Source organism: Bacteroides sp. OF03-11BH (assembly GCF_003604005.1).
In the GTDB taxonomy this organism is placed as follows: Bacteria; Bacteroidota; Bacteroidia; order Bacteroidales; family Bacteroidaceae; genus Bacteroides; species Bacteroides ovatus.
In genome coordinates, this window is the sequence record NZ_QTMW01000012.1 from 122,510 (window position 1) to 145,672 (window position 23,163).

Genomic DNA, 23,163 nt, shown 5'->3' on the forward strand with positions numbered 1-23,163 from the left:
AGAATAAAATGCCTTTCTTTGCATCAGCATAGTTCAGCATAGTGTTATTTATTTTTCGAATATGAAACGAATTGATAAAAAGGCAACATTCGGACAACAGGCAAGCAAGGTTACGCAACTAGCGGACGCACTTAGCCAGGCGATTTCCAGAAAAGAATTTCTTGAAGGAGATTCTTTGCCTTCCATCAATCAGTTGAGTGCTCAATACGGAGTATCACGCGACACCGTTTTCAAGGCTTTCCTTGATTTACGCGAACGAGGCTTGATCGACTCCACTCCCGGCAAGGGCTATTATGTGACGAGCCAGGTGACCAATGTCTTACTACTGCTCGACCAATATACTCCTTTCAAAGAAGCTTTATACAATAGTTTCGTCAGACATCTGCCCATTAACTATAAGGTGGACTTATTGTTTCATCAATACAACGAACGATTGTTCAATACGATCCTCCGGGAATCTATCGGAAAATACAACAAATACATCGTGATGAATTTCGATAACGAAAAATTCAGCACTGTTCTCAATAAAATTAATCCTTCAAGATTACTACTCCTTGATTTCGGCAAATTCGAAAAAGAAAAGTATTCATATATCTGCCAGGATTTTGATGAATTTTTCTATCAGGCATTGAATCTGCTCAAGGAAAGATTGAAGAACTATCACCAGCTCGTTTTTTTGTTTCCCAAAAGCCTGAAACATCCCCAAAGCAGTAAGGTCTATTTTACCCGTTTCTGTCAGGAGCAAGGATTCCTCTGTGAAATACAGGAGGATATTGAGAATCTGATCGTACGTAAGGGAGTTGCCTATATCGCCATCAAGCAACAAGATGTAGTAAAAGTGGTGAAACAAGGAAGATTGGAAGGGCTGAAATGCGGAAAAGATTTCGGTCTGTTAGCGTATAATGATATTCCTTCCTACGAAGTGATTGACGAAGGAATAACCTCATTGAGTATTGATTGGGAAATGATGGGAAACGAAGCGGCCAATTTCGTTCTTAATAATGTACCGGTTCAGAAGTTCTTACCAACGGAAGTAAGGCTTCGAAAGTCACTTTAATTTTTTTTGCGAATATATCAGCACAGTTCAGCACAGATATTAATTAATCCTTTAATAGATAGAAACCATGAAAAAGTATCCGAAAATCGGGATTCGTCCCACAATTGATGGTCGCCAAGGTGGCGTTCGCGAAAGCCTTGAAGAAAAAACAATGAATTTGGCAAAAGCAGTAGCCGAGCTAATCAGCAACAACCTGAAAAACGGTGATGGAAGTCCGGTGGAGTGTGTCATTGCCGATAGCACGATCGGACGCGTAGCCGAAAGCGCTGCTTGTGCGGAGAAGTTTGAAAGAGAAGGGGTCGGTTCTACCATTACCGTTACTTCCTGTTGGTGCTACGGCGCAGAAACAATGGATATGAATCCTCATTATCCGAAAGCTGTTTGGGGATTTAACGGTACAGAACGTCCGGGAGCTGTATATTTGGCAGCGGTATTGGCAGGACATGCACAAAAAGGTCTTCCTGCATTCGGTATCTACGGACGTGATGTTCAGGATCTGGACGATAATACAATCCCTGAAGATGTATCGGAAAAGATTCTTCGTTTTGCACGCGCTGCACAGGCAGTAGCTACGATGAGAGGCAAATCTTACCTGTCAATGGGTAGTGTATCTATGGGGATCGCCGGTTCTATCGTTAATCCTGATTTCTTCCAGGAGTATCTGGGAATGCGTAATGAGTCAATAGACCTCACAGAAATCATCCGTCGAATGGACGAAGGCATCTATGACCACGAAGACTACGCCAAAGCCATGGCCTGGACTGAAAAAAATTGCAAGACAAACGAAGGTGAAGACTTCAAGAACCGTCCTGAAAAACGTAAAACCCGTGAACAGAAAGATGCTGATTGGGAATTCATTGTAAAGATGACGATTATCATGCGCGACTTGATGACCGGAAATCCCAAATTGAAAGAAATGGGATTCAAGGAAGAGGCTTTGGGACACAATGCCATTGCAGCCGGTTTCCAGGGACAACGCCAATGGACAGACTTCTATCCTAACGGTGACTATCCGGAAGCTTTACTCAATACCTCTTTTGACTGGAACGGTATTCGTGAAGCATTTGTCGTAGCTACCGAGAACGATACCTGCAACGGTGTAGCCATGTTGTTCGGACATCTATTGACCAACCGTGCACAAATATTCTCCGACGTACGTACTTACTGGAGTCCTGAAGCCGTGAAACGTGTAACCGGCAAAGAGTTGAGCGGATTGGCAGCAAACGGTATCATCCATCTTATCAATTCCGGTGCAACGACTCTCGACGGTTCCGGCCAATCATTAGACGCAGCAGGCAATCCGGTTATGAAAGAACCATGGAACCTGACGGACGCTGATGTAGAGAACTGTCTCAAAGCAACGACCTGGTATCCGGCAGACCGTGACTACTTCCGTGGGGGTGGCTTCTCGTCCAACTTCCTGTCAAAAGGCGGAATGCCTGTTACCATGATGCGCCTCAACCTGATTAAAGGCTTAGGCCCTGTCCTGCAAATCGCAGAAGGTTGGACAGTGGAAATTGATCCGGAAATCCATCAGAAACTCAATATGCGTACAGACCCGACATGGCCTACCACCTGGTTTGTGCCCCGTTTGTGTGATAAACCGGCTTTCAAAGACGTATATTCAGTCATGAATAACTGGGGAGCCAATCATGGCGCCATCAGCTATGGACACATCGGCCAGGACTTAATCACTCTTGCTTCCATGCTCCGCATCCCGGTATGCATGCACAATGTAGAAGAAGATCAGATGTTCCGCCCGGCTGCCTGGAATGCTTTCGGCATGGACAAAGAAGGATCAGATTACAGAGCTTGTGCAACTTATGGTCCTATTTATAAATAAACAAGTTTTTTTCGTCCTGTATAAATAAATATTTTAACTTTGCCGTTCGTAGGGACGGGTCCCCCACCCGACACATAACAAATGTCGGGATAGCCCCGCCCCCTACAGCGACTTAAATAAGTAAGACTATGATTACTAACGAACATATTGAACAGTTCATTGCACAAGCACATCGTTACGGGGATGCAAAGTTAATGCTTTGCAGCAGCGGTAACCTTTCCTGGAGAATCGGCGAAGAAGCATTGATTTCCGGTACGGGTTCCTGGGTTCCCACACTTGGCAAAGAAAAGGTTTCAATCTGCCATATTGCCAGCGGCATTCCTGCTAATGGTGTAAAACCCTCTATGGAAAGTACATTCCATTTGGGTATTCTCCGTGAACGTCCGGACGTCAATGTCGTTCTCCATTTCCAATCGGAATATGCCACCGCTGTCTCCTGCATGAAGAACAAGCCGGCAAATTTCAACGTAACAGCAGAAATTCCTTGCCATGTAGGTTCAGAAATACCTGTGATTCCGTATTATCGTCCCGGCTCACCGGAACTGGCGAAAGCCGTGGTAGAAGCCATGCAAAAGCATAACTCGGTTTTACTGACCAACCACGGACAAGTGGTGTGCGGAAAAGACTTCGACCAAGTATATGAACGGGCTACTTTTTTCGAAATGGCTTGTCGCATCATTGTTCAATCCGGCGGTGATTATTCAGTGCTCACACCGGCAGAAATTGAAGACCTGGAAATCTACGTATTAGGAAAGAAAACCAACTAATATCCAGGCATATTACCATGAAAGATACCATCAAACACACTTATTTAGCAGCAGACTTCGGAGGCGGCAGCGGGCGAATCATCGCCGGCTTTCTTCTTAACGGCAGGCTGGAATTGGAAGAGATATACCGCTTCTCCAACCGGCAGGTCAAACTAGGCAATCATATTTACTGGGACTTCCCGGCTCTGTTCGAAGATATGAAAACCGGACTAAAACTGGCTGCACAAAAAGGATATGCCGTAAAAGGTATTGGTATTGACACTTGGGGAGTGGATTTCGGACTGATTGACAAACATGGAAACCTATTAGGAAATCCAGTCTGTTACCGGGATGCAAGAACAGAGGGAATGCCGGCAGAAGTATTCAAGTGCATGGATGAACATCGACATTATGCCGAAACCGGTATTCAGGTGATGCCTATCAATACGCTGTTTCAACTTTACAGCATGAAGCAAAATCAAGATGCACAGTTGGAAGTTGCCCGGCAACTTTTATTCATGCCCGATCTCTTCAGTTATTTCCTGACAGGGGTAGCCAATAATGAATATTGTATCGCCTCCACCTCTGAATTACTCAACGCCAAATCACGCAACTGGTCATTCGATACCATACATAGCTTAGGTCTTCCCGAACATCTGTTCGGTAAAATCATTCTTCCCGGAACAATCAGAGGCACTCTGAAAGAGGATATTGCACGCGAAACCGGACTGGGTGCCGTAGACGTTATTGCCGTAGGTTCACATGATACAGCCAGTGCCGTAGCCGCAGTTCCTGCCACAGAAAGTCCTATCGCTTTCCTTAGTTCCGGCACTTGGTCGTTACTGGGAGTTGAAGTGGACGAACCCATATTAACGGAAGAAGCAAGAAAAGCTCAATTCACCAATGAAGGAGGTGTAGACGGCAAAATCCGTTTCCTCCAGAATATAACAGGATTATGGATTCTGCAACGCTTGATGAGCGAGTGGAAAGCGTGTGGCGAGGAACAAGATTATGATATAATCATCCCGCAAGCAGCCGAAGCCGAGATTGATACAATCATCCCTGTAGACGACACCATATTCATGAATCCGGAAAATATGGAGAACGCGCTTATTCATTATTGCCGGAATCATGCTTTGCAAATTCCCCAAAACAAGGCAGAGACTGTACGATGTGTGCTCCAGTCATCAGCTTTCAGATATCGGCTGGCTGTGGAACAGCTCAACCGTTGCCTCCCCGCTCCAATCCGTCAGTTAAATATCATCGGAGGAGGATCACAAAATAAGTTGCTCAACCAACTGACAGCTGACGAACTCGGTATTCCTGTTTATGCAGGTCCGGTGGAAGCCACTGCAATGGGAAACATCCTGACGCAGGCAATGGCTAAAGGAGAAATTGCCGATCTTCGTGAATTGCGGGAAATTGTCACTCGCAGCGTTACACCACAAGTATATTATCCTAAAAAATAAAAGTATATGGAAACATCTAAAACCGGTTATCAGGTTCAATCTTATGACGTTCCCGTCAAACGATATTGCCAAACCCTTGATTTACGCGATTCTCCGGAACTAATCGCCGAATATCGGAAAAGACATAGCCAGGCGGAAGCATGGCCGGAAATTCTTGCCGGTATCCGGGAAGTTGGCATCCTGGAAATGGAAATTTATATCCTGGGAACCCGACTGTTTATGATCGTCGAAACTCCCCTTGATTTTGACTGGGACAAGGCAATGGAACGCCTGAACACCCTTCCCCGCCAACAGGAGTGGGAAGAATATATGGCTATCTTCCAACAAGCCGCACCCGGAATGAGTTCCGCCGAGAAATGGAAACCGATGGAAAGAATGTTCCATTTGTATAATACTTAAAAAAATACCAGAAACAACCATGAAACACACCAAGCAGTCCATCATTTCGAAAGATGGCATCAGTTATCTTATACCTTTTATTCTCATTACCTCCTGTTTTGCGTTATGGGGATTTGCCAATGACATTACCAATCCGATGGTAAAGGCATTCTCTAAAATCTTCCGGATGAGTGCCACCGACGGGGCATTGGTACAGGTTGCCTTCTATGGAGGCTACTTTGCAATGGCTTTCCCGGCTGCCATCTTCATCCGCAAATATTCCTACAAAGCAGGTGTTTTGTTAGGACTGGGTATGTATGCTTTCGGAGCCTTCTTATTCTTCCCCGCCAAAATGACGGGTGAGTACTATCCGTTTCTGATTGCTTATTTTATTCTGACCTGCGGATTATCTTTCCTCGAAACAAGCTGCAATCCGTATATTCTTTCCATGGGAACGGAAGAAACAGCTACCCGGCGATTGAACCTTGCACAGTCTTTCAACCCGATGGGGTCACTTCTCGGAATGTATGTAGCCATGCAGTTCATTCAAGCGAAATTGCATCCGATGTGTACCGAAGACCGCGCATTGCTTAACGACAGCGAATTTCAAGCAATCAAAGAAAGCGACCTTAGCGTCCTGATTGCTCCTTATCTCATTATCGGACTGATTATCGTAGCCATGTTGCTTCTGATACGATTCGTCAAGATGCCTAAGAATGGAGATCAGAATCATAGAATAGACTTCTTCCCTACACTGAAACGTATTTTCACCCAAACGCGTTATCGTGAAGGTGTGATTGCCCAATTTTTCTATGTAGGTGCACAAATTATGTGCTGGACTTTCATCATTCAGTATGGAACACGCTTGTTCATGTCACAAGGTATGGACGAGAAAAGTGCGGAAGTACTATCTCAACAATATAATATCATAGCAATGGTGATATTCTGTATTAGCCGTTTTATCTGTACGTTCATTCTGCGCTATCTCAATGCGGGTAAATTGCTGATGATTCTTGCTATCTTTGGAGGTATTTTCACTTTAGGTGTAATCTTCCTTCAAAATATCTTCGGAATGTATTGTCTGGTAGCAGTATCGGCTTGTATGTCATTGATGTTCCCTACCATCTACGGTATTGCCTTGAAAGGTATGGGAGATGATGCGAAGTTCGGAGCTGCCGGCCTTATTATGGCTATCCTGGGAGGTTCTGTTCTTCCACCGCTACAGGCAAGCATCATTGATTTGGAACAAATAGCGTGGTTACCGGCTGTCAATGTTTCATTTATTCTTCCGTTCATCTGTTTTCTTGTAATTATCGGCTACGGTTACCGCACAGTGAAAAGAAACTGGTAAAATACATATCTAAAAATAGTGACGGTATCACATTGGTATACCGTCACCATCTCACTCGAATAGTGACGCCATCCCTACTGGATAGCGTCACTATTTTTTTCCTTTTCACAGTTAAGAGTTCATAAAAACACAGAACTTGAAGTCGTTTTTTTAGTTTCCTTTTTCGCATACTAATCTTGGCTTCTTAGTATTGTTGAATTATTTACATACATTTGTCTCATACCAACAGACCTGATAAACCTATGAGCCAAAACCAAGACCCTATTCATCTAGCCCGCCAATTCGAAATTATATTTACCACGCACTATTCCGCTGTTAAATATTTCGCTATAAACTTGCTCAAATCTGAAGAGGACGCAGAAGATATCATTCAGGATGTGTTCGCTAAATTATGGACACAACCGGAGGTCTGGCTGGAAAACAAAGACATAGGCCAGTATATCTACGCCATGACTAAAAACACAACTTTCAATTTCATCAAACGCAAAAGACTGGAACAATCCTATCAGGAACAATTATCGCAGAAATATCTAATCGAAGACTTACTAAAATCCGAAGATACTCTCGACCCTATCTATTATAAAGAAGCACTATTAATCATCCGCCTAATTCTCGACCGCCTTCCCGAACGCCGCAGAAAAGTTTTTGAAATGAGCCGCATCAACAATATGAGTAATATGGAGATAGCACAAGCACTCAATATTTCCGTACGAACTGTGGAACACCAAATCTATCTGACCCTGCTCGAAATAAAAAAAACTATTTTTATTGCATTTTTCTTGTGTTTCTTTTAAGTAATCCCCCATTTTCGATTGTGCTAATAGTGTAACCACTAAAAAGAACAGCGCAAATGAGGAACTTTTTTCAGAAAATACTGATATTATTTACCGGCAATAACTATCCGGAAGCTACCCAAAATGAATTCTATCAATGGCTGGTAGATGAGGATCATGCATCCCAGAAAGAAGATGCTTTGAGAGAGCTATGGAACAAAGCGCAACGGCAAAAAAACGTGAAAGGAATGCAGAAGTCTTACGAGCGCCTGAAAAAACAGGAAGGTATTCCAACCGTACCCAAAGAGAGAAGAATTCGCCCAATACATATATGGCAATCCGCAGCCGCTATCTTATTCCTCCTGCTTGCCTCTTCGGTCTATCTATCGACTGTAGGCACAAAAGCGGAAACCGACTTGTTACAGCAATATATTCCGATAGCAGAAATGAGAAGTTTGACGCTGCCCGACGGAACAAAAGTGCAACTCAACTCGAAAAGTACACTTTTATATCCGCAGGAGTTTACCGGAGATAGTCGTAGTGTATTCCTGTTAGGCGAAGCCAACTTCAAGGTTAAGCCGGACAAGAAACGTCCGTTTATCGTGAAATCCAATGATTTACAGATTACTGCTTTAGGTACGGAATTTAATGTATCTGCCTACCCTGAAAGCCAGGAAATAGCAACGACCCTCATTTCAGGCAGTATCCGTGTAGATTATAACAATCTGACAACAAGTGTCATTCTCCATCCCAACGAACAGTTTGCCTATAACAGAAACAATAAGAAATATGATCTCTCCAATCCGGATATGGACGATGTGACAGCCTGGCAACGCGGAGAACTGGTTCTGCAAAAGATGACGCTGACGGACATCATCAACGTATTGGAGCGAAAATATCCTTATGCCTTTGTATATAGTATCAAGAACCTCAAAAACGACAGGTTCAGTTTTCGTTTCAAGGACAACGCACCACTCGAAGAAGTGATGGAAATCATCGTGAACGTGGTCGGACAAATGGACTATAGAATAGTAGAAGACAAGTGCTATCTGACAAGAATATAACTTTTTAACCTTATATGCCATGCAAAAAAATACCCGGAACAGAGGCCTCACTCCGTCCCGGATATGAAATCTGAATTCCCAATATTAGAGTTTACTCTACAAATTACCTCGAAATAATTTAGTCAATAACCTAATACTAAGAAAATGCTACAAATTTATAAATTTATAGTAGACAAGAAGACAAAGGGAAGAAGTTTTATGCTTTTTTTCTGTTTGATGCTCGCCACAACAGTTTCCCTTGCACAAAATGGTGCTAAAATCACTATTAAAAAGAATAGTATATCTGTGATTGAAGCACTGAAAGAAGTTGAAAAACAATCCGGTATGTCCGTAGGCTACAACGATTCCCAACTGAAAAACAAACCGGCCATCACCCTCAATATAGAGGCGGCTTCGTTGGAAAATGCGCTCGCTCAAATTCTCAAAGGTACAGGTTTCACCTATCAACTGAAAGAGAAATATATCATGATTATTCCGGAACAAAAGAAAGAAAGTAACCCGACCAAAAAGATCACCGGTAAGGTAGTTGATGAAAACAACGATCCCTTGATCGGAGTGAACATCAAAGTGGAAGGCACTGCCGCCGGATCTCACAGACATCGACGGGAACTTCCTGATCGAAGCTTCCACCGGAAATACACTGACATTTACTTATATCGGTTATACTTCAGGAAGCATTAAAGTCACCAACCAGAATAATTACCGCATTCAACTGACAGCCGATACGCAACAGCTATCGGAAGTTGTAGTAACTGCTCTCGGCATCAAACGCGAGCAAAAAGCATTGAGCTACAACGTCCAGCAAATCAGAGCAGACAAGATGCCGGAAATAAAAAACGCCAACTTTATCAACAGTTTGAGCGGAAAGGCTGCCGGCGTTGTCATTAATGCTTCTTCTTCCGGTGTGGGAGGTGCCAGTAAAGTGGTGATGCGTGGTACAAAGTCTATCGAGCAGAGCAGTAATGCGCTATACGTCATTGACGGTATTCCGATGTATAACTTCGGCGGTGGAGGCGGTACTGAATTTGACTCCAAAGGTGCTACGGAAGCCATTGCGGATATTAATCCCGACGATATTGAAAGCATCTCTTTCCTGACAGGTGCGGCAGCAGCCGCAATGTATGGCAGCAACGCTGCCAACGGCGCTATTGTAGTGACTACCAAGCGGGGACAGATAGGAAAACTGCCGGCTACTTTCTCAAGCAGCATGGAATTTATGAACCCATTTGTATTGCCCAAGTTTCAGAATCGATATGGAACCGGTACACGGGGCGATGCGGAAGGTTCTCCCATATTAAGTTGGGGGCCTAAACTGAATCCGGCCAACCAAACAGGATATGAACCCACCGACTTCTTTGATACGGGAGCGGCTTACAGCAACTCCATCACCCTCTCGACAGGTACGGACAAGAACCAAACGTTCTTTTCTGCCGCAGCAGTCAATTCAGAAGGGATGATTCCGAACAATAGGTACAACCGATATAATTTCACATTTCGCAATACGACTCATTTCCTGAATGACAAGATGAAATTGGATGTAGGAGCCAGTTATATCATACAAAATGACCGCAACATGACCAATCAGGGAGTTTATTCCAATCCATTGGTTTCGGCTTACCTGTTTCCACGCGGCGATGACTTTTCTCTAGTAAAAGCCTTCGAACGTTATGACGAAGCACGTAAAATCAATGTGGCTTACTGGCCGCAAGGTGAAGGGGATTTGCGTATGCAGAATCCTTACTGGATTGCTTACCGAAACGTCCGCACGAATGAGAAAAAGCGTTATATGCTGAATGCCGGACTGACATACGACATTTTGGACTGGCTGAATGTATCGGCACGTATCCGCGTGGATAACACCGACAATACTTATCAGCAAAAGCTATACGCAAGTACGATCTCTACACTGACCGAAGGTAGTACCCAGGGACATTACACCATCCAAAAGGTGAACGAGACACAGACGTATGCCGACTTCATGGTGAATATCAATAAACGCATTGACGACTTCACGGTAGTAGTCAATGCCGGTACTTCATTGAGCGACAACTCCAGTGATTTACTGGGTTACGGTGGTCCGATTCGCGACACGGGAGTGCCCAACGTATTCAATGTATTTGATTTGGATAATGCCAAGAAACGGGCAACACAGGAGGGTTGGGAAGAAATGACGCAGTCTATTTTTGCCAGTGCGGAAATAGGATGGAAAAGCATGCTGTACCTGACGTTGACCGGACGTAACGACTGGGCTTCCCAGTTGAAAGGCTCGAATCCTACTTCTTTCTTCTATCCATCGGTAGGTCTTTCGGCAGTAATCAGCGAAATGGTGACATTACCCAAAGCGATTGATTACCTGAAAGTACGCGGATCATTCAGTGCTGTGGGTACCCCCTACCCGCGTTTTCTGGTACAACCGACTTACAGCTATGACCCTACCAAACAGGACTGGAACGCCAAAACCCATTATCCTATCGGCAAACTGAAACCGGAACGTACCGACTCTTGGGAAATAGGTGTGGACGGAACTTTCTTCAAGGATTTCAAAGTCAGTGGTTCATTCTACTATGCCAATACCTATAACCAGACATTCGACCCGAAAATCACCGTATCTTCCGGCTATTCGACTCTTTATGTGCAAACCGGTTATGTACGCAATCTCGGTGTCGAGGGGCTACTCTCTTACGGACATACATGGCGCGACTTCGGATGGAACAGTAATTTCACTTTCTCCTGGAATAAAAACAAAATTGTGGAGTTGGTTAAGGACTATGTGCATCCTGAAACCGGAGAAATCGTCAACAAAGACCGCCTTGAACTAAAAGGACTGGGATATACCAAATTTATCCTGAAAGAAGGAGGCACACTGGGAGACCTGTACACGAATGCCGACTTCATACGTGACGATAAAGGATATATCCAGATAGACAAAAATGGGGATGTCGCCAAAACGGATAATCTACCTGACATCAAATTAGGCAGCGTATTTCCTAAAGCAAACCTGGCATGGAACAACAGCTTTTCTTACAAAGGTATTTATGTGGGATTCCAATTAAGTGCCCGCCTGGGAGGTATTGTTTATTCAGCCACACAGGCTGCTCTCGACCAATATGGCGTATCCGAAGCATCTGCTGCCGCCCGTGACCGTGGCGGAGTACTCGTCAACGGACGTAGCTGGGTGAACGCACAGCAGTATTACGAGATTGTAGCTACCTCAAGCGGGCTGCCGCAATATTATACGTATAGTGCCACAAATCTGCGTTTGCAGGAAGCGCACATCGGATACACCATCCCCCGCAAATGGTTGGGTAATATCTGCGACATCAACGTCTCTGTAGTGGGACGTAACCTGTGGATGATTTATTGCAAAGCACCTTTCGACCCGGAAGCGATTGCTACAACAAACAATTTCTATCAGGGAATCGACTACTTCATGATGCCCAGTACACGCAATTTTGGTTTTAATGTAAAGATTAACTTCTAAAACTATGAATACTCAAATGAAAGAATACAGAAAAGCAACCCTCCGACTGGCATACCTGCTAACGCTGATGCTATGGACGGGAAGTTGTATCGATATGGATATCAATCGTAATCCTTACGAGACAACGCAGGATGAACTGATGCGCGAAAACCATATCATCGGCTCGTCTCTAAAGAGCATGGAAGCATTGGTGGTCCCCACACAAGAGCATCTTTATCAATTTGTGGAAGCGATGTGCGGAGGAGCCTACGGGCGTTATTTTGGAGAGACTCGTGTGGGTTGGACTGAAAAATACTCGACTTATAATCCCAAGTCGGACTGGCTGAAGGCTTCGTTCTCCGATCCTATCTCGGAAATGTATCCTTCCTACCGGGATATTATCAACCGTACCAATACCCCGTCGCACTGGCATTCGCCAAGATTCTGCGAGTCGCTATCATGCACCGGTCTACGGATATGTTCGGGCCGATTCCCTATACCAAAGTATTGGGAGATAAAACGGAAGGTGACGGCCTTAGTGCTCCTTATGACTCTCAAGAGGAGGTTTATGTGGCTATGTTCAAGGAATTGGAAGAAGCAGATGAAGCTCTGAAGGAGAATCTAGGTCTAAGTGCGGAAGGATTTAAGAAACTGGATAATCTTTATTATGGAGATGTGCGGAAATGGTATAAATACCTTCACTCGTTACAGCTTCGCATGGCCATGCGTATCGTTTATGTGAAACCGGAACTGGCCAGGGAAATAGCCGAGAAAGCCGTAGCCGCAGGTGTGATAGAGAACAATGAGGACAACGCGCAACTGCATGTGGAGGAGAATCGTTCGGCTCTCTGTTTCAATGATTGGAAGGATCACCGGATAGCTGCGGAAATCGTTTCCTATATGCAGGGATATAACGATCCGCGTTTGGAAAAATACTTCACCCAGGGAAAGTATCAGGATGATACCGATTACTATGGGCTACGCATTGGTATTCTTCCTTCCAAAGTGACGGACGACGAGTTGATACAAACCTATTCCAACCGTTTGATGACTGCCAATGATACGTATATGTGGATGACTGCCGCCGAGGTCACGTTCCTTCGCGCCGAAGGTGCCCTGCGGGGATGGGCAATGAGCGGAGATGCCCAACAGCTATATGAGAAGGCGATCACCCTTTCCTTTGAGCAATGGGGCGCAAGCGGAGCAAGCGGATACTCCCAGAATAAAGCATTGGTGCCGGGGGCTTACAAAGACCCGAGAGGTACATACAGCGCCCAATCTCCGAGCAGCATCACCATTGCCTGGAACGAGGACAAGGAGAATACCCGTTTCGAAGAAAACCTGGAACGTATCATTACTCAAAAATGGATTGCCATGTTTCCTCTGGGCATTGAAGCCTGGTGCGAACATCGCCGCACAGGGTATCCTAAATTCCTTCCGATAATGGACAACAAGGGAGTGGGAATCACTAACCTGACACTGGGAATACGACGTCTCTCCTATCCTGCTGAAGAATATCAGCTGAATGCGGAAAATATGCTCGGTGCCCTGCGAAAGCTCAATGGAGAAGATAACGGCGCTACCCGCTTATGGTGGGACTGCAATCCGAATGTAAAATAATGTGGAACTTAAACCCAAGATACAATGAAACTGAATTCATTCATAAGTGTCATATTGACCGTAGCCTGCTCACTGATGTTCGTTGCCTGTAGCGACTGGACAGAACCGACACCGGTTGATTACAACCCTATATTTCCCGACGAACAAGACCCCAGCTTGCATGAAAAATACGAGCAAAGTCTGAAAGAATACAAAAACCGGAAGCATACGTTAATGTTAATACGTTTTGCCAACAATCCGGGTACGACATTGGGCGAACAGGATTTCTTGCGTTCCTTGCCCGATAGCGTAGATTTTGTGGTGCTGACCAACGCTGATAATCTGTCCGTTTATGATAAGGAAGACATATCCAAACTCAAACGGACTGGCACCAAATTTCTCTATTACAAGAATTTATCCGAATTCTACGACCAATGCGAAGCAACAGAAAACCTGGAAGAATTCAAAACGAAAATGAATGCGGCATTGAAAAACGGGGAGAGTGATGAATTTGACGGTTATTATGTGCAGTTTGGTCGTGCCGGAAGTATGATGCATGTCGATTTCTTCAATGAGGTAACGACGGCTATCCGGGAAAAACTTGCCGCTATCGGCGGTCCGAAAGCTAATAATGGAAAGTTGGTTTTCTTTGATGGCATCGTCACATTTACAGTGGATTATAGCGGAAGATACGAAGAGCCGTTCATCGATTTGGTAGACTATTTCGTGGATGGGCAAATTGTGTTGCTTGAAAGCTCACTCGAAATAAAACTGAATATGAGCCAACCTGTAGGTTTCTATGGGAAAATGCCCAAAGAGAAAGTGATAACGACAGCCACTCCTCCGACCGATGACGGTAAAACCGGTATCATCAGCCGGGAAGATTTGGATGTTATACAAACCTCGGAAGGGATGGCCTACATCATCAATCATTTCATCACAGGACTGGGTAACAATGGTCCGCTGGCAGGAGTTTCTATCTACAATGCCAATGAAGATTATCTCGCCACCGATGGGGTGACTAACTACCGCCGTATACGTGATGCTATCCAAAAACTGAACCCATCACCGATTAATTAATGAAAGGAGGAACTATGAAACGATATAAAATAATCATCTCTCTGGCTGCAATCATCTGCGGACTGATGATTGCCTGTGACAATACGGATTACAGCAATAAAGCACCATTCGACAACATGGTCTATATCAAGGAAGCCAGTAACAGCAATTCAGAAAGAGTGACTTTCCGAAATACGCTGAATGAACAGAAACGTGCCTTCAGCGCCAAGTTGACTTACCCGGCAGGAAAAGACATCGTAGTGAAGCTGAAAGCGGATCCCGGGCTGATAAACGAATTCAATGCCCGGCACGGGACTGATTATGGAATGCTGGATAGTAAATATTATAGCCTGTCGAACAGCGAACTGATTATCAAAGCCGAAAAGAGTGAATCATTGATTGATACGATCTATTTTAATAACCTGTTAGATCTGGAGATTGATAAAACTTATCTGGTTCCGCTCACCATCTCTGAAACGTCGGGTGGCGTTCATCTATTGAACGGTTCGAAAACATTGTTCTATCTGGTGCGCCGTTCAAGCGCTATCACGGTAGCCGCCAACCTGAAAGACAATTATCTGGAAGTGCCTACTTTCCTCGACGAAGAGAAAAATGCCTGTCTGAAAGAATTAGGTCAGATTACCATGGAAGCACTGGTATATGTAGAGGACTTTACATACAGCGGACCAAGCAATACGGCCGGTGCATCGGATATCAGTACGATCATGGGAGTAGAACAGCATTTCTTAATGCGTATAGGTGATACAAGTTTCCCACGCCAACAGTTGCAGATGCAGGGACCGGACGGAGTCAAATTCCCCGCCGCCGACAGGGCTAAGTCACTGAATGCAATGACATGGTATCATATAGCGCTGGTGTACAACGCCAAGGAACATTTTATTGCCTATTATGTGAACGGACAACTGCAAAGTCAGGATATCTCTTATGGAAAAGGAGCTACTGTGGATATCTGTGGAACGCCGGATTGCGAATTCCAGATAGGACGCTCTTATGAAGATGAGCTACGGCAACTCAACGGTAACATCGCAGAGATACGTATCTGGAACACTTGCCGTACGAAAGAAGAAATCTGGACGAATATGTATAAAGTGGAAGATCCTGAAAACGAAGAAAGCCTGCTTGCTTACTGGAAATTTAATGAAGGTGAGGGAAACATCGTCAAGGACCATTCGAAACACGGATTCGATGCAGTATCTGCCGAACCTCTTGTGTGGCCGACGGGAATCGAAATTCCACAAATCAACAAGTAATCATTCACTTTAAAGATAACCATGGACATGAAAAGAAATATAAACTTCAAAAATGTTCTCTGCATGGCTGCCATTACATTAGTAACCGGCATGCTAGGAGGCTGCGAAGATAATTCCATTGCCACTCCCGTAGGTAAATTACCTAACGAGACGGCTTTAGACAATAACTTTGGCATGCTAAAATGTGATATGACAACCAGTGACCTGGAAATCACCATGACCAATACCAAGACTCCCGATTTTGCATTCTTCTACCAAACGGTGAAGCCGGTGGCACAGGACACCCGAATCACAATGAAAATCGACCTCGACTTAGTAGACAAATACAATGAAGAACACGGTACGGAATACCGGAAAATGTCTACTATCAGCATTGAGGGCATCAGTAACGATGGTGCAATGACTATTAAGGCAGGAGATACAATGTCGGATACTATCATGGTACGCCTGAATCCGCTAGGCACATTGCATGATTATTCTTTGCTCCCTATTACCGTAGAACTACCGGAAGAAAGCGGAATTCGTCCGTCACGGGATAGTAATGAAATCTATTACAAGATTTATTATAAACGCTCTACTTATCCGTGGTTGAGCCCGATGAAAGCTGATATGAAAAAGTACAAGATGGTAGGGTTTATTGATGGCGAAAAAGTCAACGCCTCCATTGCCAAAGAATTTATCATGGTATTATATGATAATGAAACATTCGGTCCCGGACATTATGAGTTATGGGAAACGTCGTGGTATGCCTATTTATATGACATCATTAATGTGAATGCCGCAACACTGGGATATGCGAATGGAAAAGTGACTCTGAACCAATCAGCCAATTTCAAAAAGCAGTTAAGCAATATGTCGTCACTCTCCAGCTATGGTATAAAGCGTTGCGTCACCCTTAAAGCAGAAGGGACCGGCTTGGGATTCTGCAACCTGACAGATGAGCAGATTACAGCCTTTGTAGCGGAAGTCAAGAAGCTCGCCAACTACCGTGTAGATGGCATTAATCTCATGGACGAAGGTGCCGAATATGGGATAAACGGACATCCGGCTGCCAATGCGACCTCGTATCCGAAGCTCATCAAAGCACTACGGGAATCTTTAGGCAAGACCAAACTGATTACAGTTACCATAACGGGTGATCCGGCCGGTTCACTAGCCTCCGAGGCTGCGGGTATCAGAGCAGGTGAATATATTGATTATGCCTGGACATGGATAAATACCAAAATTATGAATCCATGGGAGGATAGCTCGATCGAAAAACCAATAGCAGGACTGGACAAATCTCAATATGGCGGTTTCAGCACCGACGAATATACGTTCGATTATGAAAATGACGAATCGTATCCGGAAACGTTACGAGAAAAGTTATATGACAAAGGTCTTGGCAAACTTTACATAATGCGTAATATCCCTTTCTGGTCGGACGCACTGGAAGCAACACCATATCATGCTAACATAAATGCAGGGGCAGCAGCCTTTTATAGAGTGGAAGGAGGCCATAAATATGAACCGGACATCAACTATTTGCATAATGGTAAATACAAGGATATGAAAGGGGATAAAAACTATTACGAGATGTAGAATTATCAATTAAACAGGGGAGGAAAAACAAATCCTTTCCTTACTAACAGGAGCTTATGCGCCTATTATCAGTAAAATAATATAACCGGAATTTTAACCATCTATTTGGTTAAAGTTCCGGTTTCACTATTTCCACCAAATATCATCAATTAAAATAATACAAAAACACAACACTTATCACCTACAAAACAACACCAAACAATAACAATACACCATTTGCCAATAACTCATCATTTATTTATTATACCAAATCATTACTTTTACTCCGCAAAAACAAACTATATTTCAATAAAGAAAATATGTTTACTTTACCTTAGGAATTACATATGAAAAAGCATATTGTGATACTGATAGCCCCAAAAGATTACAGTATCAAATACAAGATACGCCCACCACCGTCAAAGAATCTCTATTTAGTATTATATATTCAGAAAAAATGATCTATTAATTATTGTCACTTGGAGGAAATAGATATTCCTTAAAGAATGATTCAAGACGTAAGGATTTAAATCTGCATACGGAACTCGCTTTCTTAATATTGACCTTCAAAGAACAAATAATTTTGAGATTAGACTGTTTGAGTTTAGTAATGCCCTAAATCACACTCGTTGTGCATTTTCTCATCCCCCCTCAACTAAAAAGGAACAGAGGTATACAGTCCAAGTGACCTCAACAAAAAATAAATATGAAATACTTAATGATAACGTCACTATTTGTCTCTATTATAGATGCAAATATCTTTCACCAGTCTCACTTCTTCTTACTACTTACAGCCGGAGGAATTTCATTATATTGGCTCTTATCTCATTTTCTTACCCTCCATAAGGAAATCAAAATCTTAAAAGAAGAGCACCAATATTTCATGGATTCTTTTCAAAGCATTCGCAACCCTATCACACTCGTTCATACCCCTCTAAGAGCTGCTTGTGATGATAGTTGCCCCGAAGACATAAAGAAAATGTTATCACTAGTCATTCGTAATATAGACTGTCTTGATGAACACCTAACCAAATTAATGAATCTGCGACATCTGCTTATCTACTCCAAACAGATGGATATTGCCGAATATGAACTGGGAAACTTCATTAATAACAGAGTCCATTCATTGAAAAATTTCGCTACGGACAAGCGGATTAAGTTAGAAATAAAAACAGAGTTTAATTATGCCAGCGTTTGGTTCGATCAAAGTAAAATCTCTCCCATCATTGATAAATTCATAAAAAACGCAATAGAACATTCGAAACCTGAAGATAAAAGGATTATCTTTTCAATTTCTTCTAATTCCGAACACTGGGAACTTAAAACGTTCGATGCCAACAAGGGCAAATTGCTAACATGTTATAGGCGCCAAAAGTATCACTTGATTAAACCTAAACATAAATCAGAGTTCAAATATGCATTTGCCAAAAGTGTACTCTGCAAAAAATTAATGAAACTATGTGATGGGAATATTCTTATCAATCATTCAACCCACACTGTCTCACTAAGATTTCCTACAACAAATTCAGAAAGAAAGGTATCCGGATATAATATCATACACTCCGCAAAAAAGTCGGAAGAAAGAAAGACTGATACTTCATTGGGTAAGATTGCTCATAAAAAAAGTTCAATCAAGCCTACTGTTGTTCTCGCTGACAGTAATGAAGAATTCAAGTCTTATTTGGAAGAATGTTTATCAAAGGATTTTGATGTGAAAAGTTTCGGGAATGGCTCTGAAGCTTTAGAATGTATAAAAGAGAAATATCCTGATTTAGTGATTTGCGACCTTATGCTGCATGGAATGTATGGCTATGAACTGTCATCAAGACTAAAGACATCAGGAGAAACATCCGTTATTCCTATCATCCTTTACGGTTCACGTATAGATATAGGACAACGCAACAAAAGAGAAAGTTCTCTGGCCGACATCTTTTTATATGTGCCTTTCCACATCGAAGATTTAAAGATAGAAATGAATGTACTTATCAAAAACAACCGTTCTCTAAGAAGATCATTCTTGCAGACAGTTTTCGGAAAGCAGTTCTTGGAAAAGGAAGAAGAGAAAGTTTTAGATGATAGTAATTACACATTCATCAATCAAGTAAAAGAATTTATTCTAAAAAATATAGATAAGGAAAATCTGACGATAGATGAAATTGCCTCTGAACTGTATATGAGCAGAACTGCTTTCTTTAATAAATGGAAAGCACTGACGGGAGAAGCACCGAAGTATTTTATTTATCGTATTCGTATGGAAAAAGCACGTGAGTTATTGGAGAGTGGAAAATACTCTGTCCAGGTTATTCCTGAAATGATTGGATTGAAAAATCTTAAGAATTTCCGCCATAAATACAAAGAGTATTTCGGGATAACTCCAAGCAAGTCCATTACGAAAAAGCTATAAAATAAAAAGAATATTTTATAATTGAAGATCCCATGAACAGGGATCTTCATGGCAATACTCATATAAAAAAAATATTCTATTTTTATTTCCTTATGCAGTATTTCACAAGTACCGGCATTTACTTTATGTACGTACACCTTAATTTTGAAATTAATAATCTAATTTAAAACAGTATGAAAATTATAACTGAAATAAAAAAAGCTTGTTGTTTTAATCGTTTTGCTTTCTTAGTAATGTCATTAGGCCTGATAGCCACTTTTACAGCATGTAGTAGTGATAACGATTCTGATATTCCCGTATATTCACTTAAAGATGTGGAAGGTAATTATTCCGGTAATATGCTGACAGAAACTGCTCCATCCGTCAATCCACAAAACTATTCCTTCAAAGAAGAACAGCCGCAAGGAGCCACAGTTACCGCTGAAGTAAAAGACAATCAGATTATGATAAAAAAACTTCCGGTTGACGATCTGATTAAAAGTATTGTCGGTGAAGAAATAGGCGAAATTATCATTGAGACTTTGGGTGATATCAATTACAACATTCCTTATACTGCAGCCTTTAATGATGATAGCAAAGGCTCCATTCTACTTCAATTAAAACCTGAACCTTTGGAAATAAAATACACGATCCCTACCCAAGTACAAACAGAGGGAGAGGAAGCTCCTCAAATTACTGTAAAAGTAACTATAGAAGCGGAAGAAAAGGGTCAATATACATATAAAGATAAAAAACTCACCTTTGTAATCAAAGCCACCCAAGTGGAAGTAGAAGGAGAGCCGCTTGAAAACTTTTCGGTTACCACATTCAGTTTCGACATGGTCAAAAAGTAACTGATCGGATAAACTTTCCCAACGTATTTTCATTATGATGGGAATTACCTCCAAAAAGAGTATGCCTGCACACAGCGCGCATACTCTTTTTTTATACCTTTGTGAAATAACCAACGATATGAAAATGACTACAACTGAAAATATCCGGAAAGAATTACAAACATTAGCAGATTCCAAATATCAGGAATTTCATTCTTCCCTCCTCCCGGGAGCAAACAACATTCTCGGCGTACGCATCCCCCAACTGCGGACAATGGCCAAAGAAATTATTAAGAAAGAAGACTGGCGTACATTTGTCGAATCAACCGATACGATTTATTATGAAGAAACAATGCTTCAGGGAATGATTATCGGACTGGCAAAAATGGAACTTGAAGAACAAATGAAATACGTAACGATGTTCATTCCCCGTATAGATAATTGGGCTGTATGCGACATATTCTGCAGTGAACTGAAAACTTCTGTGAAAAAAGGAAAAGAAAACGTATGGCAATTTATCCAACCCTATCTGAAATCCTCTAAAGAATTTGAAATACGTTTCGGAATTGTGATGCTTTTCCATTATGTAGATGACGCGCATATCGATTCGTTACTGAAATATGCCGACTCATTCAATCATGATGCCTATTATGCACGCATGGCTATGGCATGGATGATATCATTGTGTTTTATCAAATTTCCCCAAAAGACAATGGAGTATCTGAAACATAGCACACTGGATAACTGGACTTACAACAAGGCACTGCAAAAAACAATTGAGTCATTCCGGGTAGATAAGGACACCAAGGACATTCTCCGAGAAATGAAAAGACGATAAATACCAAGCACGGCGAACATCCTGCCATCAGCATTCTGTTCACCGTGCTTCTTATTTCTTACCGTAGATACCGCTTTTATTTTCCACCTAATTTATTTTTTGTTTGCAATCCGGAGAAACACTAATTCCTCCTGACCTTTTTCCTTCTGCTTCTACGTCTTTGTTGTTTCTGACGATTATAACGCTGCCACTTCTTATAAATCATCCAACCACTCATCAATGCAACAACGACGAAAATAAGAATAGTAATACCCACTCCCAAATTATCTCCTTTAATACGCGACCAAATATCAAGAACTTCTTTTGTCTTATCGCCAAAATCACGAATCATGGCACATCGTTCCACCACCTTACGATCCGGATATTGTATTTTATCAATCTGCACGCTGTCTGCACCCGGTCCGAAAAAGTAACTTAAATCGGAATAATAATGAAGAGTGGTGTCTATCTTCTCTTCCAGTATTTCGGGAGTAGCTATGGAACTTACATATCCGCAGAAATCCATATTCCGCAAGGCTATATCCGGACGACACATAAAGTTGATAAAATAACTGGCTGCTTCCGGATTCCTGGCATATTTCGGGATCACCCAACCGTCATACCAAATATTACTTCCTTCTTCGGGAACTTCATAATCCAAATCCACTCCTACCGCATTGGCCTCTTCAATCGCCCAGATTGCATCACCGCTCCAAGTCATATTCAGCCAAGCTTTATTTTTCGTCATCATTTCCTTGCCAAAGTCCGCTTCCCAGCCAGCAATGTTCGGTTTCAAGGCTTTTAAGTATTTTTCAGCCAACTCCATCGCACGTGGAGAATAGTCGTTCATCAACTCTTCCACTGTTACCGTTCCCTCCTTCAGTTCCTTTGCATGCGCATAAATCACGGCTGTTCCATAAGCATCACGATAACTATCCTTCATCAGGATCTTTCCGGCATACTTTTTATTCCAAAGGCAATCCCAGGACAGGGCTACCGAATCGGGCACATAAGCCCGGTTATACAGAATACCTGCCGTCCCCCACATATAACATACAGCATAGCGGCTGGCTTTTTCACCCGGCTGACTCAATTTATTAATCTGCTTACGAATAAATGGAGCCACATTATTCATGTAATTGGGAGAATGTGCGAAATTCGTGTCGATAGGTAGCAACAAATGCTTCTTCAGCATACGCTCGATGATGTATTCCGAAGGACAAACAACATCAAAATCTTCATGCCCCTTTTCAATTTTCGTCAACATGATTTCGTTGATATCGAATGTCTGGTAAACGATACGGATATTCTCACCGGTCTGTTCTTTATAATATGCCTGGAAATCCTCAAGTACACCTTCGCCGATGTAATCCGCCCAGTTGTAGATTTTAAGAACCCGCTCACGAGGTTCACCGGAATTATAACACCCGGTCAAAGCCAATAAGAGCAGGATAGCAGGAATTATTCTTTTCATATTATTTACGTAGTAGCACATTTGAT

15 protein-coding genes and 2 pseudogenes are annotated in these 23,163 nt (G+C 42.6%); 16 read left to right on the plus strand and 1 reads right to left on the minus strand.

Features of this window, described 5'->3' with window-relative positions:
• Positions 1-61 precede the first annotated feature (61 nt).
• The 16 genes and pseudogenes from DXA54_RS11605 (at position 62) to DXA54_RS11680 (ending at position 21,684) form a co-directional block, all read left to right on the plus strand.
• Positions 62-1,057 carry a GntR family transcriptional regulator gene (locus DXA54_RS11605; RefSeq protein WP_004300173.1) on the plus strand — a complete coding sequence of 332 codons (996 nt, stop codon included), beginning with the start codon at positions 62-64 and terminating at the stop codon, positions 1,055-1,057.
• Positions 1,058-1,124: 67 nt separating this feature from the next.
• Entirely contained in the window at positions 1,125-2,900 is a 1,776-nt protein-coding gene (fucI, locus tag DXA54_RS11610; RefSeq protein ID WP_120079526.1) for an L-fucose isomerase, read from the plus strand.
• Between the two features lie 128 nt (positions 2,901-3,028).
• Positions 3,029-3,667, plus strand: coding sequence for a class II aldolase/adducin family protein (locus tag DXA54_RS11615; RefSeq protein ID WP_004308079.1), 639 nt, complete (start codon positions 3,029-3,031; stop codon positions 3,665-3,667).
• 17 nt (positions 3,668-3,684) lie between these two features.
• Positions 3,685-5,115 (plus strand): rhamnulokinase, encoded by a 1,431-nt coding sequence (locus DXA54_RS11620; protein WP_120079528.1) that lies wholly within the window; start codon positions 3,685-3,687, stop codon positions 5,113-5,115.
• A gap of 6 nt (positions 5,116-5,121) precedes the next feature.
• Entirely contained in the window at positions 5,122-5,514 is a 393-nt protein-coding gene (locus DXA54_RS11625) for an L-rhamnose mutarotase (RefSeq protein ID WP_008999654.1), read from the plus strand.
• Between the two features lie 19 nt (positions 5,515-5,533).
• Entirely contained in the window at positions 5,534-6,844 is a 1,311-nt protein-coding gene (gene fucP / locus DXA54_RS11630) for an L-fucose:H+ symporter permease (RefSeq protein ID WP_004300178.1), read from the plus strand.
• 242 nt (positions 6,845-7,086) lie between these two features.
• Positions 7,087-7,638 (plus strand): RNA polymerase sigma-70 factor, encoded by a 552-nt coding sequence (locus tag DXA54_RS11635; RefSeq protein ID WP_061447568.1) that lies wholly within the window; start codon positions 7,087-7,089, stop codon positions 7,636-7,638.
• A gap of 56 nt (positions 7,639-7,694) precedes the next feature.
• The gene (locus DXA54_RS11640; protein WP_004308082.1) at positions 7,695-8,681 is read left to right on the plus strand and encodes a FecR family protein; all 987 of its coding nucleotides are present in this window, start codon (positions 7,695-7,697) and stop codon (positions 8,679-8,681) included.
• Positions 8,682-8,825: 144 nt separating this feature from the next.
• Positions 8,826-12,162, plus strand: a pseudogene (locus DXA54_RS11645) (TonB-dependent receptor).
• A 16-nt stretch (positions 12,163-12,178) separates the two neighbouring features.
• A pseudogene (locus DXA54_RS11650) lies at positions 12,179-13,761 on the plus strand (RagB/SusD family nutrient uptake outer membrane protein).
• Between the two features lie 24 nt (positions 13,762-13,785).
• On the plus strand, positions 13,786-14,820 hold the full coding sequence (locus DXA54_RS11655) for a glycoside hydrolase family 18 (protein WP_120079530.1): 1,035 nt from the start codon (positions 13,786-13,788) through the stop codon (positions 14,818-14,820).
• A gap of 14 nt (positions 14,821-14,834) precedes the next feature.
• Positions 14,835-16,070, plus strand: coding sequence for a DUF1735 and LamG domain-containing protein (locus DXA54_RS11660; protein ID WP_004317800.1), 1,236 nt, complete (start codon positions 14,835-14,837; stop codon positions 16,068-16,070).
• 27 nt (positions 16,071-16,097) lie between these two features.
• Positions 16,098-17,651 (plus strand): BT_3987 domain-containing protein, encoded by a 1,554-nt coding sequence (locus DXA54_RS11665; protein ID WP_243647653.1) that lies wholly within the window; start codon positions 16,098-16,100, stop codon positions 17,649-17,651.
• Between the two features lie 685 nt (positions 17,652-18,336).
• Positions 18,337-20,034, plus strand: coding sequence for a response regulator transcription factor (locus tag DXA54_RS11670; RefSeq protein ID WP_004300188.1), 1,698 nt, complete (start codon positions 18,337-18,339; stop codon positions 20,032-20,034).
• A 173-nt stretch (positions 20,035-20,207) separates the two neighbouring features.
• Positions 20,208-20,867, plus strand: coding sequence for a DUF4840 domain-containing protein (locus DXA54_RS11675; RefSeq protein ID WP_004300189.1), 660 nt, complete (start codon positions 20,208-20,210; stop codon positions 20,865-20,867).
• A 124-nt stretch (positions 20,868-20,991) separates the two neighbouring features.
• A complete protein-coding gene (locus tag DXA54_RS11680) occupies positions 20,992-21,684 on the plus strand; it encodes a DNA alkylation repair protein (RefSeq protein ID WP_022199559.1) in 693 nt (230 codons plus the stop codon).
• Positions 21,685-21,805: 121 nt separating this feature from the next.
• On the opposite strand, the gene DXA54_RS11685 is transcribed toward DXA54_RS11680, so the two are convergent.
• The gene (locus DXA54_RS11685) at positions 21,806-23,137 is read right to left on the minus strand and encodes an ABC transporter substrate-binding protein (protein ID WP_008776543.1); all 1,332 of its coding nucleotides are present in this window, start codon (positions 23,135-23,137) and stop codon (positions 21,806-21,808) included.
• Positions 23,138-23,163 lie beyond the last annotated feature (26 nt).

What these genes read in the sequence shown, in the direction of transcription:
- DXA54_RS11605 (WP_004300173.1), top strand. Translation starts at nt 62, where the DNA reads ATGAAACGAATTGATAAAAAGGCAACATTCGGACAACAGGCAAGCAAG.
- fucI (WP_120079526.1), top strand. Translation starts at nt 1,125, where the DNA reads ATGAAAAAGTATCCGAAAATCGGGATTCGTCCCACAATTGATGGTCGC.
- DXA54_RS11615 (WP_004308079.1), top strand. Translation starts at nt 3,029, where the DNA reads ATGATTACTAACGAACATATTGAACAGTTCATTGCACAAGCACATCGT.
- DXA54_RS11620 (WP_120079528.1), top strand. Translation starts at nt 3,685, where the DNA reads ATGAAAGATACCATCAAACACACTTATTTAGCAGCAGACTTCGGAGGC.
- DXA54_RS11625 (WP_008999654.1), top strand. Translation starts at nt 5,122, where the DNA reads ATGGAAACATCTAAAACCGGTTATCAGGTTCAATCTTATGACGTTCCC.
- fucP (WP_004300178.1), top strand. Translation starts at nt 5,534, where the DNA reads ATGAAACACACCAAGCAGTCCATCATTTCGAAAGATGGCATCAGTTAT.
- DXA54_RS11635 (WP_061447568.1), top strand. Translation starts at nt 7,087, where the DNA reads ATGAGCCAAAACCAAGACCCTATTCATCTAGCCCGCCAATTCGAAATT.
- DXA54_RS11640 (WP_004308082.1), top strand. Translation starts at nt 7,695, where the DNA reads ATGAGGAACTTTTTTCAGAAAATACTGATATTATTTACCGGCAATAAC.
- DXA54_RS11655 (WP_120079530.1), top strand. Translation starts at nt 13,786, where the DNA reads ATGAAACTGAATTCATTCATAAGTGTCATATTGACCGTAGCCTGCTCA.
- DXA54_RS11660 (WP_004317800.1), top strand. Translation starts at nt 14,835, where the DNA reads ATGAAACGATATAAAATAATCATCTCTCTGGCTGCAATCATCTGCGGA.
- DXA54_RS11665 (WP_243647653.1), top strand. Translation starts at nt 16,098, where the DNA reads ATGAAAAGAAATATAAACTTCAAAAATGTTCTCTGCATGGCTGCCATT.
- DXA54_RS11670 (WP_004300188.1), top strand. Translation starts at nt 18,337, where the DNA reads ATGAAATACTTAATGATAACGTCACTATTTGTCTCTATTATAGATGCA.
- DXA54_RS11675 (WP_004300189.1), top strand. Translation starts at nt 20,208, where the DNA reads ATGAAAATTATAACTGAAATAAAAAAAGCTTGTTGTTTTAATCGTTTT.
- DXA54_RS11680 (WP_022199559.1), top strand. Translation starts at nt 20,992, where the DNA reads ATGACTACAACTGAAAATATCCGGAAAGAATTACAAACATTAGCAGAT.
- DXA54_RS11685 (WP_008776543.1), bottom strand. Translation starts at nt 23,137, where the DNA reads ATGAAAAGAATAATTCCTGCTATCCTGCTCTTATTGGCTTTGACCGGG.